This window comes from Bradyrhizobium sp. B124 (assembly GCF_038967635.1).
Classification (GTDB): domain Bacteria; phylum Pseudomonadota; class Alphaproteobacteria; order Rhizobiales; family Xanthobacteraceae; genus Bradyrhizobium.
The window spans coordinates 4,124,080-4,150,396 of the sequence record NZ_CP152413.1 but is presented as its reverse complement, the minus strand read 5'-3'; the positions used below and the strand labels follow the sequence as shown (position 1 = coordinate 4,150,396).

Here is a 26,317-nt window from a genome sequence, read left to right as displayed (position 1 = left end):
CGAATAGATCATGCTCGAACAAGGGGCTAAGTCGCGATGACCTGATCTCATCGCGCCTTAAGCCGCCTGATTTCTCCCTCCATCCTCCGAGAGGGGTGCGATGAAGATCTACATTCTGTCCCTTGGCGCCGGCCTGCTGGTCGGCATCATCTACAGCCTTCTCAACGTACGTTCGCCCGCTCCTCCTTTGGTGGCTCTGGTCGGTCTGCTCGGCATCCTCGTCGGCGAGCAGATCGTTCCGGTCGCCAGGCAGATCGTCGTTGGCGAGGGCCTTGCCGCCGCGTGGCGGCAGGCGAAATGCGCGCCTCACATGTTTGGCCTGCTGCCGGGGCGGCACGCCGAAGAAGTCAAGACAACCACAGATGTTGCGGAGAAGGCGTCATGAGCGCTCCTGATACGATTCTGCATCGCGGCCTTTTCACCACGCTCGACCGTTCCAACCCGGCCGCCAGCGCCGTCGCCATCAAGGACGGGCGCTTCACGGCGGTCGGCCACGACCACGACGTGATGAAGCTGGCCGGGCCATCGACCAGGGTGATCGATCTGAAAGGACGGCGCGTCCTGCCCGGGCTGATCGACAATCATCTGCACATCATTCGCGGCGGGCTCAACTTCAACATGGAGCTGCGCTGGGACGGCGTATGGTCGCTCGCCGACGCGATGGCCATGTTGCGGAAGCAGGTCGCGATCACGCCGCCGCCGCAATGGGTGCGTGTCGTCGGCGGATTCACCGAGCACCAGTTCGCCGAGCGGCGCCTGCCGACGATCGACGAACTCAACGCGGTTGCGCCGGATACGCCGGTCTTCATCCTCCACCTCTACGACCGCGCGATGCTCAATGCCGCAGCGCTGCGCGCCGTCGGCTACACCAAGGATACGCCGGAGCCTCCGGGCGGCGAGATCACGCGCGATGCGAAGGGCAACCCGACGGGGCTCCTGCTCGCCAAGCCGAACGCCAACATCCTCTATGCGACGCTGGCGAAGGGCCCGAAGCTGCCGTTCGAGTACCAGGTCAATTCGACCCGGCACTTCATGCGTGAGCTGAACCGGCTCGGCGTCACCGGCGCGATCGACGCCGGCGGTGGCTTCCAGAACTACCCGGATGACTATGCGGTCATCCAGAAGCTCTCGGACGAGGGGCAGCTCACGATCCGGCTTGCCTACAACCTCTTCACCCAGAAGCCGAAGGGCGAGAAGGACGATTTCCTGAACTGGACCAGGACCTCAGAATACCAGCAGGGCACCGATTACTTCCGCCACAACGGCGCCGGCGAAATGCTGGTGTTCTCGGCCGCCGATTTCGAGGATTTCCGCGTCGCCCGGCCGGACATGCCGCCGGAGATGGAGGGCGAACTCGAGGGCGTCGTTCGCATCCTCGTCCAGAACAAATGGCCGTGGCGGCTGCACGCGACCTATGACGAGACGATCTCGCGTGCGCTCGACGTGTTCGAGAAGGTCAACCAGGACACGCCGCTGGACGGCCTGCACTGGTTCTTCGATCACGCCGAGACGATTTCCGACCAGTCGATCGATCGCATCGCCGCGCTCGGCGGCGGCATCGCCGTGCAGCACCGCATGGCCTATCAGGGCGAGTATTTCGTCGAACGTTACGGATATGGCGCGGCCGAAGCGACGCCGCCGGTGAAGAAGATGCTCGACAAGGGCGTCAAGGTGTCCGCGGGCACCGACGCAACCCGGGTCGCATCCTACAATCCCTGGGTCTCGCTCGCATGGCTCGTGACCGGCATGACGGTCGGCGGCTTGCGCCTCACTCCGCCGCGCAACTGCCTCGACCGGGAGACCGCGCTGCGGATGTGGACCGAGAACGTCACCTGGTTCTCGAATGAGGAAGGCAAGAAGGGGCGTCTCGAGGTCGGGCAGCTCGCCGATCTGATCGTTCCGGATCGCGACTATTTCTCGTGCAGCGAGGCCGAGATCGCCGATACGTCGAGCGACCTCACGGTGGTCGGCGGCCGTATCGTTTACGGTGCCGGAGATTTCAAGGCGCTCGACACCAACGCGCCGCCGCCGGCGATGCCGGATTGGTCACCAGTGCGCAGCTTCGGCGGCTATGGCGACTGGCTCGGAGCTGACGGCAAGGCAAAGGCGGTGCGGGCGAACGCCATGCAGATGTGCGGTTGCAGCAGTGGCTGCGGCGTGCACGGCCATGACCATGCCCGCGCCTGGACCGGCAAGCTGCCGGTTGCGGACCTCAAGAGCTTCTGGGGCGCGCTCGGCTGCGCCTGCTGGGCGGTTTGAGATGCCAGCGAAGGCCGGCACGCCGCGCTGGATCGCAGCCATCCTGTCCTGGCCGTGGCTGCTGCCGATCGCCAGGGGCGGGCTGGTCTCCGCCTTCCTGATCGGCGGCATCCAGAAGCTCGCCGATTTTCCAGCAGCCGTCGCCGAACAGGCGCATTTTGGTCTGCAGCCGGCTTGGCTGTGGGCCGTAGCGGCGATCGTCGTCGAGCTTGGCGGCTCGCTGCTGGTTATCGCCAATCGGCTCGTCTGGCTTGGCGCCGGCGGACTTGGCGTTTTGACTTTCGTGGCGATGCTGACCGCCAATGCGTTTTGGCTATCGGCCGGCCACGAACGGTTCATGGCGATCAATGCGTTCTTCGAACACCTCGGCCTCATCGCCGGTCTTGTCGTCGTGACGATCTGCGCTGAAAAGACGCAATCTCGTCGAATCAGCGAATTCTAGTCCAATCTCGCTCAAGGAGTTGTCCATGAAACGGCTATCGGCATCGATCCTGCTCTTGTCGGTTGCGGCTATTGCCGCAGCGGCGCCAGCGGTCGCCAGGGATGCGGGAAAAGCCGGCACGGAGATGGTTGCGGTGGCGCCGCAATATGACACGACGCATGTCTATGTCGCGCCTGATGACGTGGACAAGTTCGTGTCGAGCTTTCTGGCGACTTTCGGCGGTCAGAGCACCAAGCAGGTGGTTGCGACCGTCACACCCACGCCGAGCAGCACGACCTCGCAGCTGCTTCAGACGCCGGTCGGCACCGTCTCGCTGTTCGGCTTCAAGACGCCGGTGCCGTATCCGTTCGGCACTGAGCGGAACGGATATCTGGTCAGCGACATCGACGTTGCGATCAAGACCGCCCGTGCGGCGGGCGCCGACGTGATCGTCACGACCTTCCCGGATCCGATCGGGCGCGACGCCGTGATCCAGTGGCCGGGCGGGGTCAATATGCAGATCTACTGGCACACGACCAAGCCGAACTACGCCGCCTTCGAGAAGATCCCGGAGAACCGGGTGTATGTTTCGGCCGACAGGGCGGATGCGTTCGTGCGGAGCTTCCTTGCCTTCTCGCACGGGAAGGTCGTGTCGCAGACCGCGAAGGCCCCCGGGATCGAGATCGGCAAGACGGGACAGACTTACAAGAGGATTCGCATCGAATCGCCATTCGGCAAGATGGTCGTGCTCGTGACCGACGGTCAGCTACCCTATCCCTACGGCCGCGAGACGACCGGCTATGAGGTGGCGGATCTCGACGCGACGCTTGCCAAGGCAAAGACGGCCGGAGCCACGGTCCTTGTCGAACCCTACACATCCGAAGGAAGATCTGCGGCGATCGTGCAGTTTCCGGGCGGTTACATCGCGGAGGTACATGCGACGCCCGCCAAACATGCTGCCCGTGCAGACCAGCAGCCTCTTGAACGCGCCTTGAAGTAATGGTCGTTATGCCGGCATGGATCGACATGCGAATTGTCAGGACGCTATTGCCCCTTCTGGCGATCGCGTCATCGGTCCATGCCGCCGTTGCGGCAGATGGGGATGACGCGACCGCGAAGCGGCCTGCGATCCAGGCCAACCGATGGGCCGAGGATTGGTCGGTGCTTGCCGATCCCAGGTTGCGGACCGAAGCTTTCGACGGGCTCAAATACATTCCCCTGTGGGCCACGGATCCGAAGAGCTACGTCTCTCTTGGGGCCACGTTGCGCGAGCGCTTCGAGTCGAACAGTGCTGCGGCGTTCGGAACCAGCAAAACCCCCGCGGACAGCTACCTCCTGCAACGGCTTCAGGTCCATGCCGACGTGCATTTCGACGAGAACTGGCGGGCGTTCGTCCAGCTTGAGGACGATCGTGCCTTCGACAAGCTGAACGTCTCCTCGGTCGATCAGGACCGCCTCGATCTCCGCCTGGCATTCATCGAGTATGTCAACACTACTGCGGCGGGCACCTTCAAGGCGCGTGCCGGACGTCAGGATTTTGCGTTCGACCTGCAGCGCTTCGTTTCATCGCGGGACGGACCGAACGTGCGCCAATCCTTCGACGCGGTTTGGGCCGATTGGGAGAGCGGTGCCTGGCGCATCCTCGGATTCGTCAGCCGACCCGTTCAATATTTCGACGTGCGTCCGTTCGACGACACGTCGAACGACCGCTTCAAGTTCAGCACCCTGCGTGTGGAACGGAAGATATTCGGAAACGACGAGCTGTCCGGCTATTATTCGCTCTATGAGCGCAGTGACGCCAAATATCTCGACGCGCGCGGCGACGAGCAACGGCATATCCTGGACATACGGTTCGCAGGCAAGGGCGCCGGATTCGATTGGGACCTCGAGGCCATGGGGCAGGCCGGCCAGGTCGGTACGACGGATGTGCGGGCCTGGGCGGTTGGTGCGCGGACGGGCTACACCTTTTCCGATGTGACATGGCAGCCCCGCATCGGCCTGCAGTTTGACGCGGCATCGGGCGACCGCCACCCTGGAGACGGTGTGGTCGAGACTTTCAATCCGCTGTTTCCGAACGGCTACTACTTCACGCTGGGCGGCTATACGGGGTACACCAATCTCATCCATCTCAAGCCTGCGATCTTCGTCAATCCCACGGATCGGCTCAAAGTGATGGCGGCGGTTGCCTTCCAGTGGCGTCAGACGACGGCTGATGCGATCTATGTGCAGCCGAACGTGCCGGTCGCGGGAACGGCGGGAACCGGAAGCGCGTGGACGGGTGCGTACGGGCAGTTGCGCCTCGACTACGCCTTCAACGATCATCTCACCGGCGCGATCGAAGCGGTACACTTCGCCGTCGGCAATACGATCCTCGGCGCCGGCGGGCACACGAGCAACTATATCGGTGTCCAACTCCAATACGGCTGGTAGCATGTCAAAGCCAATTTCCCTTCTTGCCCTGCTGATGAGCCTCAACGCAGGCTTCGTTGATACGGCCGGCTTCCTCGCCCTTCAGGGGCTGTTCACGGCGCATGTCACCGGCAACTTCGTCACGTTCGGTGCCGCCATCGTGCTTGGGACGTCCGGGGCGTTGGCCAAGCTGCTTGCGCTTCCCGTCTTCTGCGCGGTCGTGATCGTCACGAGGATCTTCAGCTTCTATCTCCCCGTCATGGGACTGCCGATCCTCCGCTCGATGCTGGCGATCAAGACGCTGCTTCTCGCGATAGGTGGTGCAGCGGCCGTCCATTTCGGGCCGTTTGTGCAAGGAGACAGCTGGCAGGCGATTGTCACCGGGATGCTTCTCGTTGCCGCGATGGCAATCCAAAACGCCGCCCACCGCATCCATATGGGGACGGACCCGCCCAGCACTCTGATGACGGGAACGACGACCCAGATCATGATCGATGTCGCTGACGTCCTGCGGCGCGCGCCGGTCTCGGTTCTGACTGTTGCCAAGCCCCGCTTGGGCAAGATGTCGGCGAGTGTGGCTGCGTTCGCCTTGGGGTGCGCGGCCGGCGCCTGCCTTTATGCCAAGTTCGGCACCTGGTGCTTCGTCCTGCCTCCGCTTCTCGCGTTGCCGGCGGTGTTCCTGGCGGGAGGCGAGCCTGCACCGGAAAAGACGGCTTAGCGCGCGATGAGTTCAGCCGAGTCTTTCCAGACCATCCTTCTGCTGCTGATGATTGCCGTCGTGCTCGACGCGGTGGCCCGTCGCGTGCGCCTGCCGTCCGCGTCGGTGCTGGTGCTGGCCGGCATTGTGCTGGCCCTGGTTCCGGGACTTCCGGAGGTAGAGTTCGACCCGGACTTCGTCATGGTGCTGTTTCTGCCGCCGCTCTTGCTCTCGGGCGCCTATTTCACGGTGTGGCCTGACTTTCGCGCCAATCTCAGGATCATCCTGCAGTTGGCGGTCGGAGCCGTCGTGTTGACGACCCTGCTGGTCGGTGTCGTGACGCACTTCTTCTTCCCGGCATTGCCATGGGCCGCGTGTTTTGCGCTTGGCGCAATCGTTTCGCCGCCCGACGCCGTCGCGGCGCGTGCTGTGCTCGACCATCTCAATGTCCCGCCGCGCATCGCTGTCCTTCTCGAAGGCGAAAGCCTCATCAACGACGCATCGGGCCTCGTACTCTTTCGTTTCGCAGTCGCCGCCGCACTGACCGGTGCCTTCAGCGCGGAGGCGGCCGCAGCAAGCTTCGTCTACGTTTCGGCCGTGGGTATCGGGATCGGTCTCGCGCTCGGCTGGATCTGCGCCTTCGTCGCCGGAAGGTTGACCGATGCCAGGCTCACCGTGGTCTGGACCTTCCTGTCGGCCTGGGCCGCTTACCTGCTGGCTGATCGCCTGCATGTGTCGGGCGTGCTTTCGACGGTTGCGTGCGGGCTGGTCCTTGGACGCCTGCAGCACAAGGCCCTGAGCGCAGCGTCGCGCGTGCAGGCGCTGGCGGTGTGGTCCGTCGTGACCTTCGTGATGGAGGCCCTGGTCTTCGTATTGGTGGGGTTGGCGCTTCGCGGTGTTCTGCACCGGTTCGGCTCGGATTGGGGAATCGTGCGCACGCTTGCGCCGGCAGCCGCCACGATCTTTGCAGTGATGGTGCTCGCCCGATTCGCGTGGATTTTCCCGACCGCCTACATTCCGCGAGCACTGATCCCGTCGCTTCGTGCGCGGGATCCCTATCCACCGCTGGCCGTTCCGTTGGTGATGAGCTGGGCCGGGATGCGCGGGGTCGTCAGTCTCGCCGCCGCATTGTCATTGCCGGAGCATTTTCCGGGCCGCGACATCATCCTGTTCGTGACCTTCTGCGTCGTTGCCGCGACCATCGTCGTCCTTGGCCTTACTCTCGGTCCGGTCGCGAAGACGCTGGCGGGGAAAGAGTTCCTGCTCCGCGGTGAAGAGACGTTGTCTGAAGAAGTGCTCCGGGCCGAAATCGCCCGTGCGCAGTTCGATGCGATCCGCGCACATTCTGTCGGGGCCGAGGGCGAGCACGCGCACCCGCGGCTCGTCGAACAATACGGACATCGCCTTGCGGTCGCCGAGGACCATGCCCTCGCCAAGGGAGTCCATGAGGAACGCAGGCTTCAGCACTACCGTGCCGTACTGGTCGCGGTGGAAGCCGGTCGCAACAGGCTTCTCGAGCTCTTCAACGCCGGGCGCATTCACGACAGCGTCATGCACAGGCTGGAAGGAGAGCTCGATCAGGAGGAGCTTTTTGCCGCGCGTGTGGTCGAACTGATCGAAGTTGACTGACGCGCCCGCCCCCAGCAATCGAGCCGAACTGCCGGGATGACAGTTCGGCTCGGATCAAGCTAGGCAACCCGGGCATCGACGCTGGTTATCCAATCTCGCGCCAGACTGACGTCCGCCTGCGTCAGTTGGTGGCCAGCCGGCAGGGTCCTGAGGGTCACCTTGGCTCCAGCGTCCGCGAGCATGGCCGATAGTCTGGCCGCATTGCTGGCCGGAACGATCGGGTCTGCCTGCCCCGAGAGGATGAGCACCGGCTTGCCGTCGAGCCTGGCTTTCGGCGGGTCCGACAGCGGCACCATCGCCCGAAGCAGGACTGCTCCGGCGAGAACGTCCGGCTTCATCAGGAGAAGCGCGGCGGCGATGTTCGCGCCGTTGGAAAATCCCACGGCGACCGGCGCCGCGATGCCATGGCGGCGTCGTGCGTCTTCGACGAATGCCCCAAGCTCGAGCGCGCGCTTGCGCACGTCTTGTTCGTCGAACACGCCTTCCGCCAGGCGTCGGAAGAAGCGCGGCATGCCGTGTTCGAGGACGCGCCCGCGTGGCGAGAGCAGGGCCGAGCCCGGCGATATCATGGCGCCGAGTTGCAGCAGATCGTTCTCGTCGCCGCCGGTGCCGTGCAGGAGCAGGAGCGGCGGCCCGTCGGCTTTGCTGGCTTTCTCAAAACGATAGACGAATGAGGGGGCGTCCGTCACGACACGGCTCCTTCCAGCTTCGGCAAGACACCTTCGATCTCCTTGCGATGCGACTCGAGGAAGCCCGGCAGCTTCAGTTCGCGTCCCAGCGTCTCCACCGGCTCATCGACGGCAAAGCCCGGGATGTCGGTCGCGATCTCGAACAGCACGCCGCCGGGTTCACGAAAGTAGATCGAGCGGAAGTAGTTGCGGTCCTTCTGTTCGGTCGGATGCAGTCCGTGATTGTCTACGAGCCGCTGCGCCATTCTGCCCTGCTCGGCGTCGTCGGCAGCGCGGAAGGCGATATGGTGCACCGAACCGCCGCCCTGATGACCGCGCAGGAATCCCTTCGCCTCATAGATGTCGACGACGCTGCCGTTGACGTCACCGGCCGCCTTGTAGCGGATCACGGAGCCCTCTCGGGCCGTCTCCTTGAAGCCGAACACGTCGGTCAGGACCGCCGCGGTCTTCCCGGCATTGTCGAGCAGCAGGGTCACGCCGTGAAAGCCACGGATCGCGTGCTCGACCGGAACGTCGCCATTGCTCCAGGCCGGCTCGTCTTCGGCGCCCGGCACGCCGACGAGCGCCAGCGCCATACCGTCCGGATCCGTGAACGGCAGGACCGATTCTCCGAACCGCTTTTCCAGCGCTTCGTAATGGATGCCCTTTTCAAGGAATCGCTGCGTCCAGTAGCCGAGCGAGCGTTGCGGCACGCGGAAGGCGGTCTGGTGGGTTTCGCCAACGCCCCTCCGGCCCGGAGGAACGCCCTGCCAGGGAAAGAACGTCAGGATCGTGCCGGGCCGGCCGGTCTCGTCGCCGTAATAGAAGTGATAGGTGGCGGGATCGTCGAAATTGACCGTCCGCTTGACGAACCGCAGGCCGAGATCCCGCGTGTAGAAGCCAAAATTCCTGATGGGGTCACCAGCGATGGCGGTGACATGATGAAGTCCTGACATGTTCTTCCTCCAGCTCGAATGAGCAACTTCGTTTCGCGAATACATATCGGACGGCTTTGTTCTGAGGACAATTCATGGTTTTATGGCAGCTATGTCTACGATTTGGCGACAATCGAGGGGTAGATGGACAAGCTGGCGAGCCTGAGAGCCTTCGTGAAGGTCGTCGAAAGCGGCAGCTTCGCCGAGGCCGGCCGCCAGATGCGGCTCTCGCGGTCGGCGATCAGCAAATATGTCGGCGATCTCGAGGAGAGCCTCGGGGTGCAATTGCTGAACCGCACCACCCGGCACGCAAGTCCGACCGAAAACGGCCACATGTATTTCGAGCGGGCCGTCGTCATCCTCTCGGATGTCGATGCGGCGGACCAGGCGGTCACCCAGTTGCAATCGGCGCCGCGCGGCCTGTTGCGCGTCAATGCGCCGATGTCGTTCGGCACGATGCGCCTCGGGCCCGCGCTCGCCGATTTCATGACGAAGTATCCCGACCTTCAGATTCAACTCGTGCTGAGTGACGATCTTCTGGACCCCGTTCAGGACGGCTTCGACGTGACACTGCGCATTGCCGAACTGGAATCCTCGAGCCTGATCGCGCGCAAGATCGTCCCCGTCCCGCGGCGGGTCTGCGCATCGCCCGACTATCTGAAGCGTCATGGTACGCCGCTCCATCCGCAGGATCTGCGCGATCACGTCTCCCTGACCTACGGCTTCCTGCTGACGGGCAATCAATGGAAGCTGACAGGCGACGACGGCGTCCATTGGATCCAGCCGGCGTGGTCGCTGTGCGTCAACAACGCGGAGGTGCTGCGCGACGTGGCGGTCAGGGGCAAGGGCATCGCGCTGATACCGGAGTTCATCGCGGCGGAGGCCCTGAAGAATGGCAGCCTCCAGGCCGTCCTTGCGAACTATTCGGCTCCGCCGCTCACCCTTTACGCGGTCTATCCGCCGACGCGACATCTTGCCGTCAAGGTCCGGCTCTTCATCGATTTTCTCGTCGACCGGTTCGGAGCGGGTGCCGGCTGAGCACTCGCTAGTCGGTGCTTCTATCGCGTGACCAGCGATTGCCGAGCGCAAGACCGTATTGGTAGAGCGCGTTGCCATATTCCAGCTGCAACCGTTCGGTGGATTGAAGCGCGACGTCGACATTGGCGCGTGCCGATTTCAATGCGCGTGCGAGAACCGAGGCCTCGTAGGCCGCCTTGGCGGTCCCTCCGGCCGTGTGCGGCCGCACCACGAAAGCTGCGTCGCCGGTCAGTAGGACGCGGCCGAACAGGGTCTTCGGCACCGTCACGTCGAGGATGCTCTGAAGGAACGGATCCGGCGTCTCTGCGACCAGCGCGGCCATCTTTGGATGGATCTCGCGCAACGCGCGGGCCCTCAGATCGGCAACGGCTTTTGCCGATGCCGAGCCGCGCGGAAGCGAGGATCGATGCCGCGTGCCGTCCTTGTCGGTCAGCACATTCGCGAGCTCGGCGGCACCGACGTGCACATACCAGACCCAGTTGAGCCGACGCGATCCGACCGTCACGGCGCCGTCGGGTCCCGGGATGAAATAGGCCAGCATGTGGCCGCCGTTGCGGGCTTCCGAGAAGGTGAAGCGATCGTCGAAGAATGGGAGAAGATCGGAAGGCACGTTGCGTTCATCGAGCGTGCCTCTCCAGGCAACATAACCGGCGTATCTCGCCTCGACATCAGGAAGCATTTGACGCCGGACCGCCGAGCCCGAACCGTCGGCGGCCACGAACAGATCGCTTTCCACGACGGAGCCGTCGCCAAGCGTCGCCGAGACCTTGGAGCCTGCCTGAGACACCGCCATCACTTCGGAGTCAGCCCGATAGCATTCACCGGGAACGGTTGCCCGCAGCGCCTTGTGGATGGCTTCCCAGGAAGTGAATTCCTGCGGCATGTCCTGGAGAACACCATCGCCACCGTCCGGGTCGAGATATCGCCGGCCGCGGCAGGTCGTGAACGGGAGCGGACCTGCACCGTTTTCCTCGAGCAACTGGATCAGTTCTCGCTGAACGACGATCCCCGCTCCTCGGGCCAGCATCGGACCGGGCACGCGCTCGTGCACGGTGACGGTCGCGCCCAACTTGCGAAGCGTGATTGCATTGCAAAGCCCGGCGACCGATCCGCCGCTGATCGTCACCCTGAAATCATGATCGTGATGCCAGCCCATCTGCTTCTCCCTGACTTGCCGTTTCGACAATTGGCGGCTCACACGAGGTGCGCGCCCAGCTCGCGGCCGGACGCGGCGATAGAGGCGCCTGCCTGTCGGCGTTCCCGGTCATATCGCTGGAGCGCCTCGCCGAGCGGCGCCGATGCAAGGTGCTGTCGCAGCGCCATGGAGTCAGCCGCCGCCTTTGCGATGCCCATCCCCGTATGCGGCCGCACGACGAATGCCGCGTCTCCTACCAGCGCAATCAGTCGCGAGGTCATTCGCTCCGCTTCGTAGTCGAAGATCCCTTGCACGAACGGCTGGGGTGTCGCTTCGATCGCCGCAGCGAAGGAGCGCGGCAGCAATCGCTTGGCGTCCTCGACGAGTCCGTTGCGGGCGTGTGCGGAGACCGCGCCCGGAGGTAGCGAGTATGGGTGGATGCGGCCTTCGCGGTCGGTGAGCACATCGTCCCGCGCCGCCGGTCCGATCGCCGGCCGATACCAGACCCAATTGTACCTGCGATCTCCGGGCTCGGTTTCGCCGTTCGGTCCGGGGACCAGGAAGCCGATCACGTGGGAATGCGGCATCCGGAAGTATGCGAAGCGCTCGAGGAGGTCGCTGGCCGCGAAGCCCGGCAGGTCGAGTTCCGGAACAAGGCCGCGCCACCCGACATAGCCGGCGTAGACGTTGGCCGCGGCCTGGCCGTCGACTGCGGCGCGCGCGACGGACGCGATGCCGTCGGCGCCAATGACGAGATCGGCCGCCGTCTCGCTGCCGTCGCCGAAGCGAACGACGACCCGCTCGGCCTCTTCGCGAAGGTGTTCGACCTTTCGGTCAAGCACGTACGAGTTGTCCGCGATCTGCTTTCGAAACACGCGATAGATGGAGTCCCACGACAGCTGCATCTGGGGCGGCATCTTCTGATCGATGGTCGGGCCCGTGTCGCCGAACACGATCCGTTCCCGCGCGACCACTCCGACGCGTGCGACATGTTCGCACCCGGCCGCGCGCAGAATGGCAAAGGTTTCGCGCTTGCCCAGCAGGCCGGCTCCGCGCCCTTCGAGCCCATGGACCGATCGCTCGTAGACCGTGACGTCGTGTCCATCCTGGGCCAGCAGCGTTGCGGTGAACAATCCCGCGAGGGAGCCTCCGACGGCCGCGATTTGCATGTCTTGCGATCTCCAAATGCGTCCGTTCGACCTGGCGAGGTCAGTGATGCGCTGACTTCCGGCCGAACAGTGTCGGCAACTGCAAGAGCAGGCCAGCGGCCGCAAGTGCGGCGCCGTAGCCGCAAACGCCGAACCACGACGCGTGCGCATAGGCCCAGCTCGCGCCGAGGGATCCAAGCGATCCGCCGATAAACATGGCCGTCATGAAAACCGTGTTCAGCCTGCTTCGCGCCTCGGGACGGAGCGCGAAAATCAGGTGCTGGTTAGCCACCAGCGCTGCGTTCACGCCGACGTCGAGCAGCACCACTCCGACGGTCAGTCCGGCGACGGTGTTCCAGCCCCCGAACACTGCCCAGGAGGACAGCGAGATCGCGGCGGCGACCGCGATCACGAGATGAGGGCCGCGCTTGTCGGTCGTTCGGCCGGCGAGCGGCGCAGCGAGGATCCCCGACGCGCCGATGACGCCAAACAGGCCGGCGATCTCGGGGCCGAGACCAAACGCCGGCTCTTGCAGATGGAGGGACAAGACGGTCCAGAACGCGATGAAGGAGGCAAACAGCATCGCTTGCGTCGCAGCGGCCAGCCGAAGCGCCGGTTCTTCGATCAGCAAATGCACCAGCGAATGCAGCGCGGCTGCGTATCCCAGGCTCTGGGTCGGATGATGGCGGGGCAGGGTCGTGCGGACCAGCGCGGCGGCGCCGAGCGCCAAAGGCACACCAAGCCAAAACATCTCGCGCCATCCGAAATGCGATCCGACGAAGCCGGCTATTGTTCGGCTAAGGAGGATGCCGCCCAGGATTCCACTCACCACCGTTCCGACCGCGGCGCCCCGCGTCTTGTCGTCGGCGAGCGTCGCGGCGAACGGGACGATCTGCTGCGCCACCGTGGCCGCTACCCCTAGCACCAGCGAGGCTGCGATCAACGCGAGCGTGGTCGGTGCCACAGCAGCGAAGGCGAGTGCTGCCGCCAGAACGACGAATTGCACGGCGATGAGGCGCCGCCTCTCCACGAGATCGCCCAACGGGACCAGCAGGAGGAGACCGACTGCGTAGCCAAACTGCGTGGCCGTGGGTATCAGGCCGATCGCCGAGGAGCTCGGATAATTTGCTTCGATCAGGCCGAGCAGCGGCTGGTTGTAATAGATGTTCGCGACCGCGATGCCCGCACAGACCGCCATGGCAAACGTGCGTGCGCGGGTGAGTTCAGGAACCCGTTGGTCCGTGCTGAGAGCAGACGTCGACATGGCCGCAATCCTCGCTGGTCGGCGCGCAGCTTCGGTTCGCCGCACCCGACGCTTGACTTCAAACACGATCGGCAGCTAATTATCAACTGATAAATAACAAGGGTCGTCCGGGATGAATGGTTGCCATGTGCAGCTGGCTGCGCGGCGCGCGGCGTTCCGGGTGACAGAACTCTCGCCCGGCACCTTACGTGGCAGGCCTGCGAACGTATTGGACTGAATGCGCACGCTTTGGACTGGCTTTTGAATCCGCGCGCGCATTGCGGCGGTGCGACCTCCCGGTCGAGCGTCGTTGGCCGAACCGGCGACACGCCGCCGATGCTCCGCAGCGCCGTGGCCTTATCGGGAGATTGTTCAAGGGCCGCATCAAACTGAAAAGATGATGCCTGCAGCGGACTGGTATGGCGTTTCCATTGAGGAAGGAACGGCGATGAAGCTCAGGTCAGTTCTGCTCGCGCTGCTTGCCGTCGGGGCGATCGGTGGGATGGTAGCGCTTCTCTACGCCTGGGAATCGTCCATTGATCCGATCGATCCGCGATCAACCAGGGCCACCGATACTGTGATGGTGCGTCGTGGCGCAAGCCTCGCGCTGCTTGGCGACTGTGCCACCTGTCACACCGCGTCCGGCGGAGCGCCGTACGCCGGCGGACTTGCGATGCCGACGCCGTTCGGCACGATCTACTCCACCAACATCACGCCCGATCCGGAGACCGGCATCGGCCGATGGTCGGAACAGGCGTTCGTTCGCGCCTTGCGGTCCGGCGTGGACCGCGAGGGCCGTCATCTTTATCCGGCGTTCCCGTATGACCACTTCACGCGCGTGACGGACGATGATGCGAGGGCACTGTACGCCTTCCTGATGTCGCTCGATCCGGTCAGGTCGTCGGCGCCGCCAAACGGACTTCCGTTTCCGCTCAATATCCGCCTGACGCTCGCCGGCTGGAAGCTGCTGTTTCTGCATCAGGAGCGCTTCGTCGCCGACCCGTCGAAGGATGCGAAGTGGAACAGGGGGAAGTATCTGGTCGACGGGCTCGGGCACTGCGGCGCCTGCCATTCTCCGCGAAACCCGATGGGCGCAGAAGAGGTCTCGGCGAGCTTCCAGGGCGGCGTGGCCGAAGGCTGGCGTGCCTACGCGCTCGGTCGAAGCTCGCGGTCGCCGGTCCCGTGGGATGAGGCGGCCCTGACGGATTATCTTGCGCGTGGTTCGCATCCCCAGCATGGCACGGCTCAAGGTCCCATGGCGAACGTGACCGACAATCTGTCCCAGGTCGATCCCGCGGATGTCAGCGCAATGGCCTATTATCTAGCCTCGCTCGGCAAGAGCGAAGCTCGGACCGGCGCAAAGATCGCCGCTCCCTCGGGGCCCGGACGATTGCCGCAAGTGGCTGGTGCGCAAGCCGCGACGCCGTCACTCCAGTCCGATCCGGGTGGAGCGATCTACGGCGTCGCTTGCGCATCATGCCATGAGGGCGGCAGACCTTTGCCGCTGGGGGGCGTGGGCCTTGGTCTCTCCACGGCCCTTGCCGACGAGACGCCAGCCAACCTGATCAATCTCGTGCTGCGAGGAATCCCCGCGTCCTCCGACGGTTCGGCGCGTCCGATCATGCCCGGCTTTGGCGATGTTCTCGGCGACCGGCAGATCTCCGATCTCGCCAACTACCTGCGCACGCAGTTCGCCGGCAAGACCCGGTGGGACGGGGTCGCCAAGGCGGTGGCGGTCGCAAGAGCCAACCAGTGAGCCGGGCAAGAGAACAATGAGCAGAAAGGCCGCTGACGCGCCATGACAACGTTGACCGTTAACGGCGAGAGCCGATCCATCAAGGCGAGCCCGGACACGCCGCTGCTCTATGTTCTCCGCGACGAACTCGGGCTGAACGCCGCAAAGTACGGTTGCGGCCTCGGCCAGTGCGGCGCGTGCACCGTGATCGTCGACGGCAAGGCCATCTTCTCCTGCATCACGCCGGTAATGGTGCTGGAGGGGCGGGCCATCACCACGCTGGAAGGACTCGGAAGCCAGGCGACGCCAGGCCCGTTGCAGCAGGCCTTCATCGCCGAACAGGCAGCGCAGTGCGGCTATTGCATTCCCGGCATGATGATGCGCGCCCAGGCGCTGCTCAATCGTGATCCGAATGTGACCGACGAATCGATCAGGGCCGAACTGCAGCCGCATCTCTGCCGATGCGGAACTCATATGCGGATCTTGCGTGCGGTCCGCCGTGCCGCCGACGAGCTGAAGAAGAGGTCTGCCGAGGTGAGGGCGGGGCGATGACGCATGCTGTCTCTCGACGGAGCGTATTGGCGGGTGCCGGCGCGCTCATTGTGGCCTTGCGATTCTCCGGAGCGCGTGCACAGACGGAAACCGGCACCGGTGGAGGTCCGTCGAAGCACGGTCTTCCGGGAAGCCTCGACGACACACCCAACATCGATGCCTGGATTCGCGTCGATGCGTCGGGTGCGGTTACGATCCTCACGGGAAAGGCCGAGCTCGGCCAGGGTCTCAAGACGTCACTGCTCCAGGTCGCAGCCGAGGAGCTCAAGCTGCCGTTCGATCGGCTGTCGCTCGTCACGGCAGATACCGCACGGACGCCGAATGAAGGCTACACGGCCGCAAGCCATTCGATGCAGGATTCCGGCACCGCAATCCGGCACGCGGCGGCGCAGACGCGCGAGATCCTTCGCTACGAGGCCGCCCGCCGGCTTGGCGTGCCCGCAACCACGCTCCAGGTCCGCAGCGGCGCGGTGTTCGGCCCTCACGGCGCACGTCTGGCCTACGGCGAGCTGGTTCGCGATCAACTGTTATCTGTGGAAGCGAGCACAACGTCGCATCTCACCTCGCCGGCAGACTTCACGGTGATGAACCAGCCGGTTTCGCGGATCGATATTCCGGCCAAGGTGACGGGCGGTAGCGCCTATGTTCAGGATCTGCGCCCCGAGGGGATGCTGCACGGTCGTGTCGTCCGTCCACCGAGTTACGGGGCCACCTTGCGCGATCTCGATGTCGCGCCTGTCGAGCGGATGAACGGGATCGCCAAGGTCGTGCGCGACGGCAATTTCCTTGGCGTGATTGCAGACCGTGAGTGGACCGCCGTTCAGGGAATGCGAACGCTCGCTGCGACCACGACCTGGATCGAACAGCAAGCTCTGCCTGATGGCGAGGACCTGCCGGGAGCCCTGATCAACCTGCCTTCGCGCGACACGACGATTCACGACGAGGGACGTCCGGGCAAGCCGGGAATCGCGGTCGAAGCGACCTTCAGCCGGCCTTACCTCACCCACGGCTCGATCGGGCCGTCCTGTGCGATGGCGCAATTCCAGGACGGCATGCTCACGGTTTGGACGCATACGCAGGGCGTTTTCTTCCTTCGTAATGCGATTGCCGGCATGCTGCGCATGCCCACAGAAAACGTGCGCTGCATCCATGCGGAAGGGGCCGGTTGCTACGGTCACAATGGCGCCGACGACGCCGCAGCCGATGCAGCGATGCTTGCCGTCGCGATGCCCGGCCGGCCGATCAGGGTGCAGCTGATGCGTGAACAGGAGCACGCCTGGGATCCGTTCGGACCCGGCATGGTTGTCAAGCTCCGCGCAGCGGTCGGACCGGATGGGGTGATCGCGGATTGGCACCACGAGGTCTGGAGCCAGTCGCATATGATGCGGCCCGGACCACCGGGAACGCTCACAGCCGCCCGGCTGAAGTCCGACGCATCTCCACCCGCGCCGCCGGTTGCGCTGGCGCAGCCCGAGGGTGGCGGTGACCGCAACGCGATTCCGCTCTATTCGATCCCGAACTGCAAGGTGATCAGCCATTTCCTGCCCGACATGCCCTTGCGTGGCTCCTCCATGCGCTCACTTGGTGGCTACCTCAATGTGCTTTCGATCGAGAGCATGTTTGACGAGCTGGCGGCGCGCTCGGGGCAGGACCCCGTCGCGTTTCGACTTCGCCATGCCGTCGATCCCCGCGCGCGCGACGTCATCGAAGCGGCGGCATCCCGCTTCGGCTGGGCCGCGCGGGTCAAGCGTTCCGACAACAGCGGATTCGGCTTTGGCTTTGCACGTTACAAGAACCTCGAAGCCTGGTGCGCGGTGGCCGTCGAGATCGAAGTCGTACGCCTCACTGGCACCGTTCGCGTCCGTCGCGTCGTCGCAGCGGTGGATACGGGGCAGGTCGTGAACCCGGACGGTGTCCGCAACCAGGTCGAGGGCGGCATCCTGCAATCGATCAGCTGGACGCTGTTCGAACGCGTGACGTTCGATCGCACCCGCGTCACGTCGGTGGATTGGTCAGCCTATCCGATCATGCGGTTCGACAGCGTTCCGGGCGCGGTCGACGTTCACCTGATAGATCGGCCCGGCGATGGCTTTTATGGTGTCGCCGAGGCCGCGCAAGGGCCGACGGGAGCCGCGATCGCGAACGCGATCAGTGATGCGATCGGCGTTCGGATGCATGACCTTCCGTTCAATCCCGCTCGCATCAGGAAGGCGATTGGCGCGTAGTTGGAGGGAGCAGGATCTAGGCGATCGCCTTCGCCGGCAGGACGAATCGAACGCCGCCCAGGAATGTCGTCACCTTGGCATCGATGATCGAATTGACGTCGGCTTCCAGGGGCATCGAGTAGATGAACTTGCGAACTCCGAGATAGAAGATCGCAGCGTGCAGGCCCCATATCATCTCGACCTCGAGATCGGTGGTCGGCAGCTCGTCGGTCGAGGGGCGTCCATACTCGAACCTGATCTCCTCGATCACCCTCTCGAACGCCCGTTCGCGCAGCATCTTGAGATAGCGGGCGTTCAGTCCGAGGTCCTTGAGGCCTGCGAACATGAACAGGCGGATCCACTCGTAGGTGAGAATGACCTCGGCGTATTCGCGATAGAACTGGATCAGCCTGGCCTTGAGAGGGACCGTGCGATCGGTGATGACCTTCTCCCAGGACGGTTTCCAGCGCCCGACGAAAACCTCCTGATAGACCCGCTCGATCAGGGCTTCCTTGCTCGGAAAATAGCGATAGAGCAGGGGCTGGGTAATGCGCAGCCGCTTTGCGAGTTCGCGGGTCTGCCCTTCGAACCCGTACTCGGCAAAGAACGACACGGCTTCGCGCGCGATGATGGCTTCCCGCTCGGACGGGTCCAGCCTCTGCTGCTCTCGGATCGGCGTCGGAAGACGCGCTCTTCTGGCCTGCTTCACGTCTGATTCGTCGGCTTGAGGACACTTTCATGTCTTCATACACCGATTTGCCGCCAGGGCCGACGGCAAGCGCTGCCATCACTTTTTGTTTATCATTTGATAAATAACGATTGACTTGGATCAATGACATGCCAATAATTGATCAAACGATAAATAAGTACCGGTTCGCGTGAACCAATCACCGACAGGAGGATGCTCATGAGCGACCACCGCTGGAAGTGTGGAGTGCAGCCGAGAGCACTCGTGATCGGTGGGTCCATGGCGGGGCTGTTTGCCGCGTTGCTGTTGCGGCGGGAAGGCTGGGACGTCGACGTCTACGAGCGTATCGGCGCCGAGCTCGCGGGCCGAGGCGCGGGCATCGTCACGCATTTGGAACTGTTCGACGTCTTGGGCCGGGCCGGCATCGATACCGCGGCCGCGGCGGTCGGGGTCGTCGTTCCGGGGCGGCGCGTCTTGGACCGAAGTGGCCGGATCGCAGGCGAGCTCGGGTTGCGGCAAGTGCTCACATCCTGGGGACACCTCTATGGGCTCTTGAAGGCGGCGCTGCCGCCGCAACACTACCATCACGGCAAGAACCTCGAGGATGTCACGGAGCTCGGCGACCGGGTGGTGGCGCGCTTTTCCGACGGCACCGAAGCGTCGGGAGACCTGCTGGTCGGCGCCGACGGCATATTCTCGAGCGTCAGGACGCAGCTCGCGGCCAACGTCGAGCCCAAATACGCCGGTTACGTCGCCTGGCGGGGCCTCGTCAACGAGCGGGACCTGTCGACTCGGACGCGGGCGGAATTGTGCGACTGGTTCGCCTTCAGCCTGCCTCTCGGGGAGCAGATGCTCGGCTATCCCGTTGCCGGGGCCAATGAGGAGATGGATGTCGGTGAGCGCCGCTTCAATTTCGTCTGGTATCGCCCGGCCGACGCCGACCATGGACTGGCGGATCTCCTGACGGATATCGATGGTGTCAGGCAGCCCTTGTCGATTCCGCCGACCAGGATTCGATCTGATGTGATTGCCGCGATGCGTCGGGACGCGGAGCGGCTGCTGGCGCCGCAATTTGCCGAGGTCGTTCACCTCACGTCTCAGCCGTTCATCCAAGCCATCCTGGATCTCGAGACGCCGCGCATGGCGCTCGGATCCCGCACCGTCATTCTCGGCGATGCTGCGTTCGTGGCGAGGCCCCATGTCGGCATGGGCGTGACGAAAGCCGCGGCGGATGCGGCGGCTCTGGTCGATGCGTTGCGAGGCCATCCGGCCGATCTGCCGATGGCGCTCGCGAAATTCGAGTCGGCCCGGCTTCCGTTCGGCGCCGCAGTCGTGCGGCGCGCCCGCCACCTCGGCGCATACATGCAGGCGCAAATCGCCACGGCCGAAGAACGGGCGATGGCAGAGCAGCATCGCAGCCCCGAGGCGGTGATGGCGGAGACAGCGGTGGCAACCGGTATTGCCGCCTAGGTGAATTCAAAGAAGGGAGCATAGACGTCCAATGGACTTGCAAACCATCCAGCACCATCCCGCGTTCAAGCAGCTTGCCAGTGAGCGCGCACGTCTTGGCGTTGGGATGTCGATCGTCATGGCGGCCGCTTACTTCGCCTACATCCTGACCATCGCGTTCTGGCCCTGGCTGCTCGGGTATCCGCTGTGGAGCGGCACCGTGATCACCTGGGGCGTGTTGGTCGGCGTCGGCCTGATCGCGCTCGGCTTCCTGCTGACGGCGCTCTACGTGCGGCGCGCCAATTCTCGTTTCGACAGCCTCAGTCAGCTGCTTCTGGAGGATCTCCGATGACGTCACGTTCGGTTTGCGGAGCCCTGTTTGCAACCGCACTCGTCCTGCTTTCCGGGCCCGCCGCGGCCGACGCGTTGACCGCGGCGAGCGGCACGCGGCAACCGCTGAACGCGACGGCGATCGCCATGTTCCTCGGCTTCGTCGCGATCAGCCTCGGCATCACATGGTGGGCTGCGCGACGTGGTACGAGCACGGCCAAGGATTTCTATGCCGCCGGCGGCGGTCTCAAGGGTGTCCAGAACGGGCTCGCGATCGCCGGCGATTACACGTCGGCCGCGACGTTCCTGGGCGTTACCGCGCTCGTCTATACCTCGGGCTACGACGGCATGATCTATGCGATCGGCTTCCTCGTCGGCTTTCCGATGATCCTGTTCCTGATTGCCGAGCCGTTGCGCAATCTCGGCCGTTACACCTTTGCCGACGTGGCGGCATATCGGTTGTCCGAAGTCCCGGTGAGGGCGGTCGCAGGCGTCAACACCCTCGTGATCGTGGTCTTCTATCTGATCGCCCAGCTGGTCGGCGCCGGCAAGCTGATCCAGCTGCTGTTCGGGCTTCCCTACATCTACGCGGTCGGCATCGTCGGCGTGCTGATGATGATCTATGTGACGGTCGGAGGCATGCTCGCGACGACCTGGGTGCAGATCATCAAGGCCATCCTGCTGATGTCGGGCTCGGTCCTGATGTCGATCCTGATCCTCGGGCACTTCGGCTTCAGTCTGGAGGCGCTGTTCCGTGAAGCCGTAACATTGCATCCGAAGGCTGACGCCATCATGGCGCCGGGCGGACTTGTCAAGGATCCAGTATCGGCGATCTCCCTCGGGCTCGCCCTGATTTTCGGCACGGCCGGGTTGCCGCACATCTTGATGCGCTTCTTCACCGTGAGCGATGCCCGCCAGGCGCGTACATCGGTGCTGGTCGCGACCGGGTTCATCTCCATCTTCTACAGCCTATTGTTTGTGCTCGGTTTCGGCGCGATCGCGATCGTTTCGGCCAACCCGCAGTTTCGGGATACGTCGGGCGCCCTCGTTGGCGGCGTCAACATGGTGGCTCTACATCTGGCCGATGCCGTCGGCGGATCGCTGCTGCTCGGGTTCATCTCGGCGGTGGCGTTCGCGACGATCCTCGCTGTCGTTTCGGGGCTGACGCTCGCGGGAGCCTCGGCGGCGAGCCACGACCTCTATGCCCGCGTGATCCGCAGGGGCCGTGCCAGCGAGCATGAGGAAGTGCTCGTCTCGAAGGCTGCCGCGGTTGCGATCAGCCTGATTGCGATGGGTCTGGGTGTCCTGTTCGAGAACCAGAACATCGCATTCATGGTCGGACTGGTCTTTGCGATCGCGGCGAGTGCGAACTTCCCGGTGATTCTTCTCTCGATCGTCTGGCCTGACCTGACGACGCGCGGCGCCGTGAGCGGGTCGCTCGCCGGCCTGCTGGCATCGGTGGGACTGGTCGCCCTCAGCCCGGGCGTATGGACAGCGGCGTTGAAGCTCGGGCCTGCACCATTCCCTTACGACAATCCGGCCCTGGTCTCGGTTCCTCTCGCCTTCGCCGTATCATGGGCGGTGTCGGTGCTGGACCGCAGTGCGGCGGCGGCTTCCGTCCGCGCCTCGTTCGGCGCGCAGCACGTCCGCGCCCAGACCGGGCTCGGCGTCGAGTAGGGCAGCGTGGATCACTCATCTCAAGGAGGCACAACAATGAGCGTCGATGTGACCGAAAAGGGGAGGGCCGCCTGGCCCGACGACATTCGCAAGGAGTTCGATACCAATCAGCTCAACGGGCGGGTCGGGACGCGGCTGTTGTCCGAGACCGAGCGCGTGCGGGTCTGGGAAATCCGGCTTGCCCCAGGTGAGCGCATCGGATTCCATCGTCACGTGCTGGACTACTTCTGGACCGCGGTAACGCCAGGCCGGGCGCAATCGCACGCCGAGGACGGGACGATCGTCGAAGCGGTCTACTCGGCCGGCGAGACCCGTCACTTCGTCTATGGAAAGGGTGAATACAAGATCCACGACCTCGAAAACGTCGGCGATGCCGACTTGTGGTTCACCACGGTTGAGTTCCTCGACAGCGCCAATGCGCCCTTGGAGCTTGGCCGGATGCGCGAGGGCGAAACTTTCTCCGAACGGGGCGATTCCTGAGGGAGCTAAACTGCAGCCGAGCCACAGGTTGTCTGCGTAAGACCTCGCGGGAGCGATGGAAGCCCTGGCATCGTTGCGACCATCCGTCTCCTGACCGTACTAAGCGAATTCCAGCACATCGGCCAACGGACGGCGCGGCTTCTGCGGCCAGTTTCCCGGACGTTCCGCGCCGACGGATAACAGCATCACCGGCACCTCGTCGTCGGCCAGCGCGAACTCGCGGGCCATTGCTTCAGCATCGAAACCGATCATCGGCGTCGAACCCAGGCCCAGCGAGCGGGCCGCATAGATCATTGCCGCGGCGCCGGAGATGCCGGTGCGTACTGCTTCGTCGCGCTGACGCTGCGGGTACTCCATATACAGACCGCGTGCAGGGATTTCCTGCCGCTCTGCGTGACTAACCTCAATGAACGACGGCTGCCGGCGGACTGTCGTCGGCCGTTGGAATTGACGCGATAGCAAGCGCAACCGGCGGGCGAGGCGGCGCTCGCATAATTTCGGAATATTGGAAGTAAACCCCTGAGTTGCCCGACGTGTCAAGTCGCCCTGTCGAACGTCGGCAGCCGTCGCTCACTTTGCATGGGGTTGTTTTCGATATTTTGCCGGCGCGCACCTCGCGCCGGCAATTGGTCCGCTGCGGGCAAATCCAGAGATTTCGACGAGATCGGGTCATGCAGGAACCGCCGCGCCCATCCGCGATTTCTCCTTGAATGGGCGGGCCGGAACCGGGCAGCGGTGTCTACTTCAGCATCGCCGCGACGTTGTCCTTTGTCACGACGTCGAGACCGGTGTGGATGATCTCCCGCACCTTCTGGCCCTTCTTGATGGCAAGCAGCGTATCCATCGCTTTCTCGCCCATCTCGAACGGACGCTGGCCGATCAGTGCGTTGACATAGCCCTCGTTCAGAAGTTCAAGCTGCATCTTGAGGGTATCGGCCACGACGAGCGTGAACTTGCCGGCGTCGATGTCCTTCTTGCTCTTGCTGGCGAACGCCTTGAAGCCTTCCGGGGCGAACATCGGCCAGCCGCCGACCGGGATGATCGCCGCGAGATCAGGAACAGCGGTGCGCAGATCGGTCATCTGCTGGACGCCCAGCGCGGGGTCGTCGTTGCAGAACGTCGGCGAGCCCCCGACTTCGGTCCACTTCGAGCCTTTGAGCGCTTCCCGGACGCCGTCGACGCGTTCGGCCAGGTTCTTCGCACCCGGCCCGCCGGAGACCATCGCGTACTTGCCGCCATCGGGCCGGAGCTTCAGCAACTGCTTGCCGAGCGCGACGCCGAACTCCTTGTTGTCGGTGCCGATATAGCCAATCCGCTTCGAGCCCGGCGCGTCCGCGTCAAACGTGATGACGGGAATGCCGGCCGCATTTGCCGCCTCGATCGACTTGGTCATGGCCGCGACATCGGCGACCGAGATGGCCAGGCCGTCCACCTTCTGGGTGATGAAATCCTGGATGATCTGTGCTTGCGTCGCCGGCTCGTGCTCGACGGGACCCTTGTAGATGCATTCGATGTTGCCGAGTTCCTTGGCGCGCTTCTGGCAACCGTCGCGCGCGAAATCGAAGAACGGATTGTTCATCGCCTTGGGCACGATCACGAATTTGTAGCTCTGGGCAAAGCCGGGTGTCGCCATCATGGCGAGGACCGCAGCGGCAAGAAGTGCCTTCTTCATTGTTTCCCTCCTCATTTTTATGCCTATCCCTCGAAATCAGCGGCTCCCGAAGGCGGATAGGCGGACATTACGATCCTCCAGGACGAACTCTTCAGGCCATGCGCGAGCGAAGACGATCGACCAGCACCGCCGCGATGATGATCACGCCCACCAAGGTCTGCTGCCAGTAGGAGTTGATCTGCGCGAGCACGAGGCCGTTGCGGATCACCTCGAGCAGCACGCAGCCGACGATCGCCCCGAGCGGGCCGCCGGCGCCGCCGGCGAGATTGGCGCCGCCGATGACGGCGGCTGCAATCACGTTGAGCTCGTAGGACGTCGCCATGTTTGCCGGCGCCGATCCCAGCCAGCCCGAGACGATGATGCCCTGCAGGCCGGCGGCGAGCGCGCAGATCACATAGATCTCGATCTTCACCCGCACGACCGGAATGCCGGTCAGCGCGGCCGCCTTCTCGTTGCCGCCGACGGCAAAGACGTGGCGGCCGAAACCGGTGTGGTGCAGCACGATCGCCATCGCCACCGCAAGAACCACGAGATAGATGAACGGCGCCGGCATGCCGAATACGACGCCGGATGTCAGCGCGTAGAGATATTCGGCTTCGGGGCCGCTGGGAAAACTGCCGCGGCCGTTGGAGACGACGTAACCGAGGCCGCGCACGATCGACAGCATGCCGAGCGTGGTGACGAAAGGCGACAGCCCGAGCACCGCGATGCAGAAGCCATTGACGAGACCGACGATCAGCGCGACGCCGAGCCCCGCAAGGACCGAGACGAGCAGGATCAAGCCGGGCATATTTGCGATCACGGTCTTGCCGTCGTCGGCAAAATGCACGAACCACTCCGCGCCAGGCATGCCCGGCGTCGAGATTTGGGTCATGACCATCGAGGTGATCATCGCGGAAAAGCACATCACCGACCCCACCGAGAGGTCGATGCCGCCGGTGATGATGACGAAGGTCACGCCGAGCGTGGCGATGGCGATGAAGGAAAAGTTCTTCGCCACATTCTGCATATTGCCTTCGGTGAGGAAGTAGGGGCTGGCGAAGTTCATCACCACGAACAGCGCCACCAGCGCGAGCAGGACGTAGCCGGTCTGCGAGGCAAAGAAGCCGCTCTGCCACCATTTGGTCTTGCCGACATTGGTGAAGGTGATGGGAGATTCCAGGGGCGTGGCCATTACGCAGCCTCTCTCGCTCCCGTGATGAGGGAGGTGACTTCCTCGGGGCTGGTGTCGCCGATCGCCTTGTCGGCACGTTTTTCGCCGCGGCGCATCACCACGACGCGGTCGCAGACCGCGAACACGTCGGGCATGCGGTGCGAGATCAGCATCACCGCGACGCCCTGTTCCTTCAGGCGATGGATCAGGCTCAGCACCTGCTCGACCTGGCGGACCGAGATCGCGGCCGTCGGCTCGTCCATCATCACGAGCTTGGCATTGGACAGCCGAGTCCGTGCGATCGCGACCGCCTGACGCTGGCCGCCCGACATCTGCTTGACGAGATCGTGCGGTCGGGTCTCCGAACGCAGCTCGCCGAACAGCTCCAGCGCGCGGGCTGCCATCGCCTTGTGGTCGAGAAACGCGAACGGACCAAGCTTGCGCTTGAGCTCACGGCCGAGGAAGACATTGGCCGCTGCCGTGAGATTGTCGGCGAGCGCGAGGTCCTGATAGACCACTTCGATTCCGACCGCGCGGGCATCGATCGGCCGGACGAAATGAACCGGCTTGCCGTCAAAGCGGATCTCGCCGTGACTCGGCGGGAAGTTGCCGGCGATGATCTTGACGAGCGTCGACTTGCCGGCGCCGTTGTCTCCCATCAGGCCGACCACCTCGCCGGGAGAAACGCGCAGGTCGACGCCATGCAACGCGCGAATGGCGCCGAACTCCTTGCCGATGCCCTTCAACTCCAGGACGGCCAGCCCGGCGTCGTGAGGGGTTACCATGGCGGGCCTC

The 26,317-nt window shown here is 64.1% G+C and carries 24 protein-coding genes and 1 pseudogene; 15 read left to right on the top strand and 10 right to left on the bottom strand.

Annotated elements, in window-relative coordinates:
* Positions 1-100 precede the first annotated feature (100 nt).
* The 7 genes from AAFG13_RS19925 to AAFG13_RS19895 are packed head-to-tail and all read left to right on the top strand — an operon-like array spanning position 101 to position 7,415.
* Entirely contained in the window at positions 101-385 is a 285-nt protein-coding gene (locus AAFG13_RS19925) for a XapX domain-containing protein (RefSeq protein ID WP_212315908.1), read from the top strand.
* The gene (locus tag AAFG13_RS19920; RefSeq protein WP_342713088.1) at positions 382-2,259 is read left to right on the top strand and encodes an amidohydrolase; all 1,878 of its coding nucleotides are present in this window, start codon (positions 382-384) and stop codon (positions 2,257-2,259) included. The genes AAFG13_RS19925 and AAFG13_RS19920 overlap by 4 nt, the downstream gene beginning before the upstream one ends.
* Position 2,260: 1 nt before the next feature.
* The gene (locus tag AAFG13_RS19915) at positions 2,261-2,701 is read left to right on the top strand and encodes a DoxX family protein (protein WP_342713087.1); all 441 of its coding nucleotides are present in this window, start codon (positions 2,261-2,263) and stop codon (positions 2,699-2,701) included.
* A gap of 25 nt (positions 2,702-2,726) precedes the next feature.
* A complete protein-coding gene (locus AAFG13_RS19910; protein WP_342713086.1) occupies positions 2,727-3,680 on the top strand; it encodes a glyoxalase in 954 nt (317 codons plus the stop codon).
* A gap of 8 nt (positions 3,681-3,688) precedes the next feature.
* Positions 3,689-5,110, top strand: coding sequence for an alginate export family protein (locus AAFG13_RS19905; protein WP_342713085.1), 1,422 nt, complete (start codon positions 3,689-3,691; stop codon positions 5,108-5,110).
* Between the two features lies 1 nt (position 5,111).
* Positions 5,112-5,807 carry a YoaK family protein gene (locus AAFG13_RS19900; protein ID WP_342713084.1) on the top strand — a complete coding sequence of 232 codons (696 nt, stop codon included), beginning with the start codon at positions 5,112-5,114 and terminating at the stop codon, positions 5,805-5,807.
* Positions 5,808-5,813: 6 nt separating this feature from the next.
* Complete coding sequence (locus AAFG13_RS19895) at positions 5,814-7,415, top strand: Na+/H+ antiporter (RefSeq protein WP_342713083.1); 1,602 nt, start codon at positions 5,814-5,816, stop codon at positions 7,413-7,415.
* A 59-nt stretch (positions 7,416-7,474) separates the two neighbouring features.
* On the opposite strand, the gene AAFG13_RS19890 is transcribed toward AAFG13_RS19895, so the two are convergent.
* Together AAFG13_RS19890 and AAFG13_RS19885 are read right to left on the bottom strand one after the other, a co-directional pair.
* Positions 7,475-8,104 carry an alpha/beta hydrolase gene (locus AAFG13_RS19890; protein WP_212315895.1) on the bottom strand — a complete coding sequence of 210 codons (630 nt, stop codon included), beginning with the start codon at positions 8,102-8,104 and terminating at the stop codon, positions 7,475-7,477.
* Positions 8,101-9,039 carry a ring-cleaving dioxygenase gene (locus AAFG13_RS19885; protein ID WP_342713082.1) on the bottom strand — a complete coding sequence of 313 codons (939 nt, stop codon included), beginning with the start codon at positions 9,037-9,039 and terminating at the stop codon, positions 8,101-8,103. The genes AAFG13_RS19890 and AAFG13_RS19885 overlap by 4 nt, the downstream gene beginning before the upstream one ends.
* A gap of 123 nt (positions 9,040-9,162) precedes the next feature.
* Here AAFG13_RS19885 and AAFG13_RS19880 point away from each other — a divergent pair, with 123 nt between their 5' ends.
* Complete coding sequence (locus AAFG13_RS19880; RefSeq protein WP_342713081.1) at positions 9,163-10,056, top strand: LysR family transcriptional regulator; 894 nt, start codon at positions 9,163-9,165, stop codon at positions 10,054-10,056.
* A gap of 7 nt (positions 10,057-10,063) precedes the next feature.
* Here the strand turns inward: AAFG13_RS19880 and AAFG13_RS19875 are convergent, their stop codons facing one another.
* From AAFG13_RS19875 to AAFG13_RS19865, 3 genes are read right to left on the bottom strand one after another with little or no spacing between them, the layout of a single operon-like run.
* Complete coding sequence (locus tag AAFG13_RS19875) at positions 10,064-11,212, bottom strand: hypothetical protein (protein WP_342713080.1); 1,149 nt, start codon at positions 11,210-11,212, stop codon at positions 10,064-10,066.
* A gap of 38 nt (positions 11,213-11,250) precedes the next feature.
* The gene (locus AAFG13_RS19870) at positions 11,251-12,360 is read right to left on the bottom strand and encodes an FAD-dependent monooxygenase (protein WP_212315889.1); all 1,110 of its coding nucleotides are present in this window, start codon (positions 12,358-12,360) and stop codon (positions 11,251-11,253) included.
* A 40-nt stretch (positions 12,361-12,400) separates the two neighbouring features.
* The gene (locus AAFG13_RS19865) at positions 12,401-13,603 is read right to left on the bottom strand and encodes an MFS transporter (RefSeq protein WP_212315888.1); all 1,203 of its coding nucleotides are present in this window, start codon (positions 13,601-13,603) and stop codon (positions 12,401-12,403) included.
* Between the two features lie 427 nt (positions 13,604-14,030).
* On the opposite strand from AAFG13_RS19865, the gene AAFG13_RS19860 reads away from it, so the two are divergent.
* The 3 genes from AAFG13_RS19860 to AAFG13_RS19850 are packed head-to-tail and all read left to right on the top strand — an operon-like array spanning position 14,031 to position 18,094.
* Positions 14,031-15,338: a cytochrome c gene (locus tag AAFG13_RS19860; protein ID WP_212315887.1), complete on the top strand. Its 1,308-nt coding sequence runs from the start codon at positions 14,031-14,033 to the stop codon at positions 15,336-15,338.
* Between the two features lie 42 nt (positions 15,339-15,380).
* A complete protein-coding gene (locus tag AAFG13_RS19855) occupies positions 15,381-15,869 on the top strand; it encodes a (2Fe-2S)-binding protein (RefSeq protein ID WP_212315886.1) in 489 nt (162 codons plus the stop codon).
* The gene (locus AAFG13_RS19850) at positions 15,866-18,094 is read left to right on the top strand and encodes a molybdopterin cofactor-binding domain-containing protein (RefSeq protein WP_342713079.1); all 2,229 of its coding nucleotides are present in this window, start codon (positions 15,866-15,868) and stop codon (positions 18,092-18,094) included. The genes AAFG13_RS19855 and AAFG13_RS19850 overlap by 4 nt, the downstream gene beginning before the upstream one ends.
* 16 nt (positions 18,095-18,110) lie before the next feature.
* Here AAFG13_RS19850 and AAFG13_RS19845 read toward each other — a convergent pair whose 3' ends face one another.
* Positions 18,111-18,782, bottom strand: coding sequence for a TetR/AcrR family transcriptional regulator (locus AAFG13_RS19845; RefSeq protein WP_342713078.1), 672 nt, complete (start codon positions 18,780-18,782; stop codon positions 18,111-18,113).
* Between the two features lie 198 nt (positions 18,783-18,980).
* On the opposite strand from AAFG13_RS19845, the gene AAFG13_RS19840 reads away from it, so the two are divergent.
* The 4 genes from AAFG13_RS19840 to AAFG13_RS19825 are packed head-to-tail and all read left to right on the top strand — an operon-like array spanning position 18,981 to position 22,697.
* The gene (locus AAFG13_RS19840) at positions 18,981-20,231 is read left to right on the top strand and encodes an FAD binding domain-containing protein (protein WP_342713077.1); all 1,251 of its coding nucleotides are present in this window, start codon (positions 18,981-18,983) and stop codon (positions 20,229-20,231) included.
* Between the two features lie 31 nt (positions 20,232-20,262).
* The gene (locus AAFG13_RS19835) at positions 20,263-20,562 is read left to right on the top strand and encodes a DUF485 domain-containing protein (protein ID WP_212315879.1); all 300 of its coding nucleotides are present in this window, start codon (positions 20,263-20,265) and stop codon (positions 20,560-20,562) included.
* Complete coding sequence (gene actP, locus AAFG13_RS19830) at positions 20,559-22,217, top strand: cation/acetate symporter ActP (protein ID WP_342713076.1); 1,659 nt, start codon at positions 20,559-20,561, stop codon at positions 22,215-22,217. The genes AAFG13_RS19835 and actP overlap by 4 nt, the downstream gene beginning before the upstream one ends.
* A gap of 36 nt (positions 22,218-22,253) precedes the next feature.
* A complete protein-coding gene (locus AAFG13_RS19825; RefSeq protein ID WP_342713075.1) occupies positions 22,254-22,697 on the top strand; it encodes a hypothetical protein in 444 nt (147 codons plus the stop codon).
* Between the two features lie 99 nt (positions 22,698-22,796).
* On the opposite strand, the pseudogene AAFG13_RS19820 reads toward AAFG13_RS19825, so the two are convergent.
* The 4 genes and pseudogenes from AAFG13_RS19820 to AAFG13_RS19805 form a co-directional block, all read right to left on the bottom strand.
* Positions 22,797-23,078 (bottom strand): annotated as a pseudogene (locus AAFG13_RS19820) (nitroreductase family protein); the annotation flags it as partial.
* 358 nt (positions 23,079-23,436) lie between these two features.
* Complete coding sequence (locus tag AAFG13_RS19815; RefSeq protein ID WP_342713074.1) at positions 23,437-24,369, bottom strand: sugar-binding protein; 933 nt, start codon at positions 24,367-24,369, stop codon at positions 23,437-23,439.
* Positions 24,370-24,460: 91 nt separating this feature from the next.
* Entirely contained in the window at positions 24,461-25,543 is a 1,083-nt protein-coding gene (locus AAFG13_RS19810; RefSeq protein WP_342713073.1) for an ABC transporter permease, read from the bottom strand.
* Positions 25,543-26,307, bottom strand: a complete 765-nt coding sequence (locus AAFG13_RS19805) for an ATP-binding cassette domain-containing protein (protein WP_212315869.1) — start codon at positions 26,305-26,307, stop codon at positions 25,543-25,545. The genes AAFG13_RS19810 and AAFG13_RS19805 overlap by 1 nt, the downstream gene beginning before the upstream one ends.
* Between the last annotated feature and the right edge of the window lie 10 nt (positions 26,308-26,317).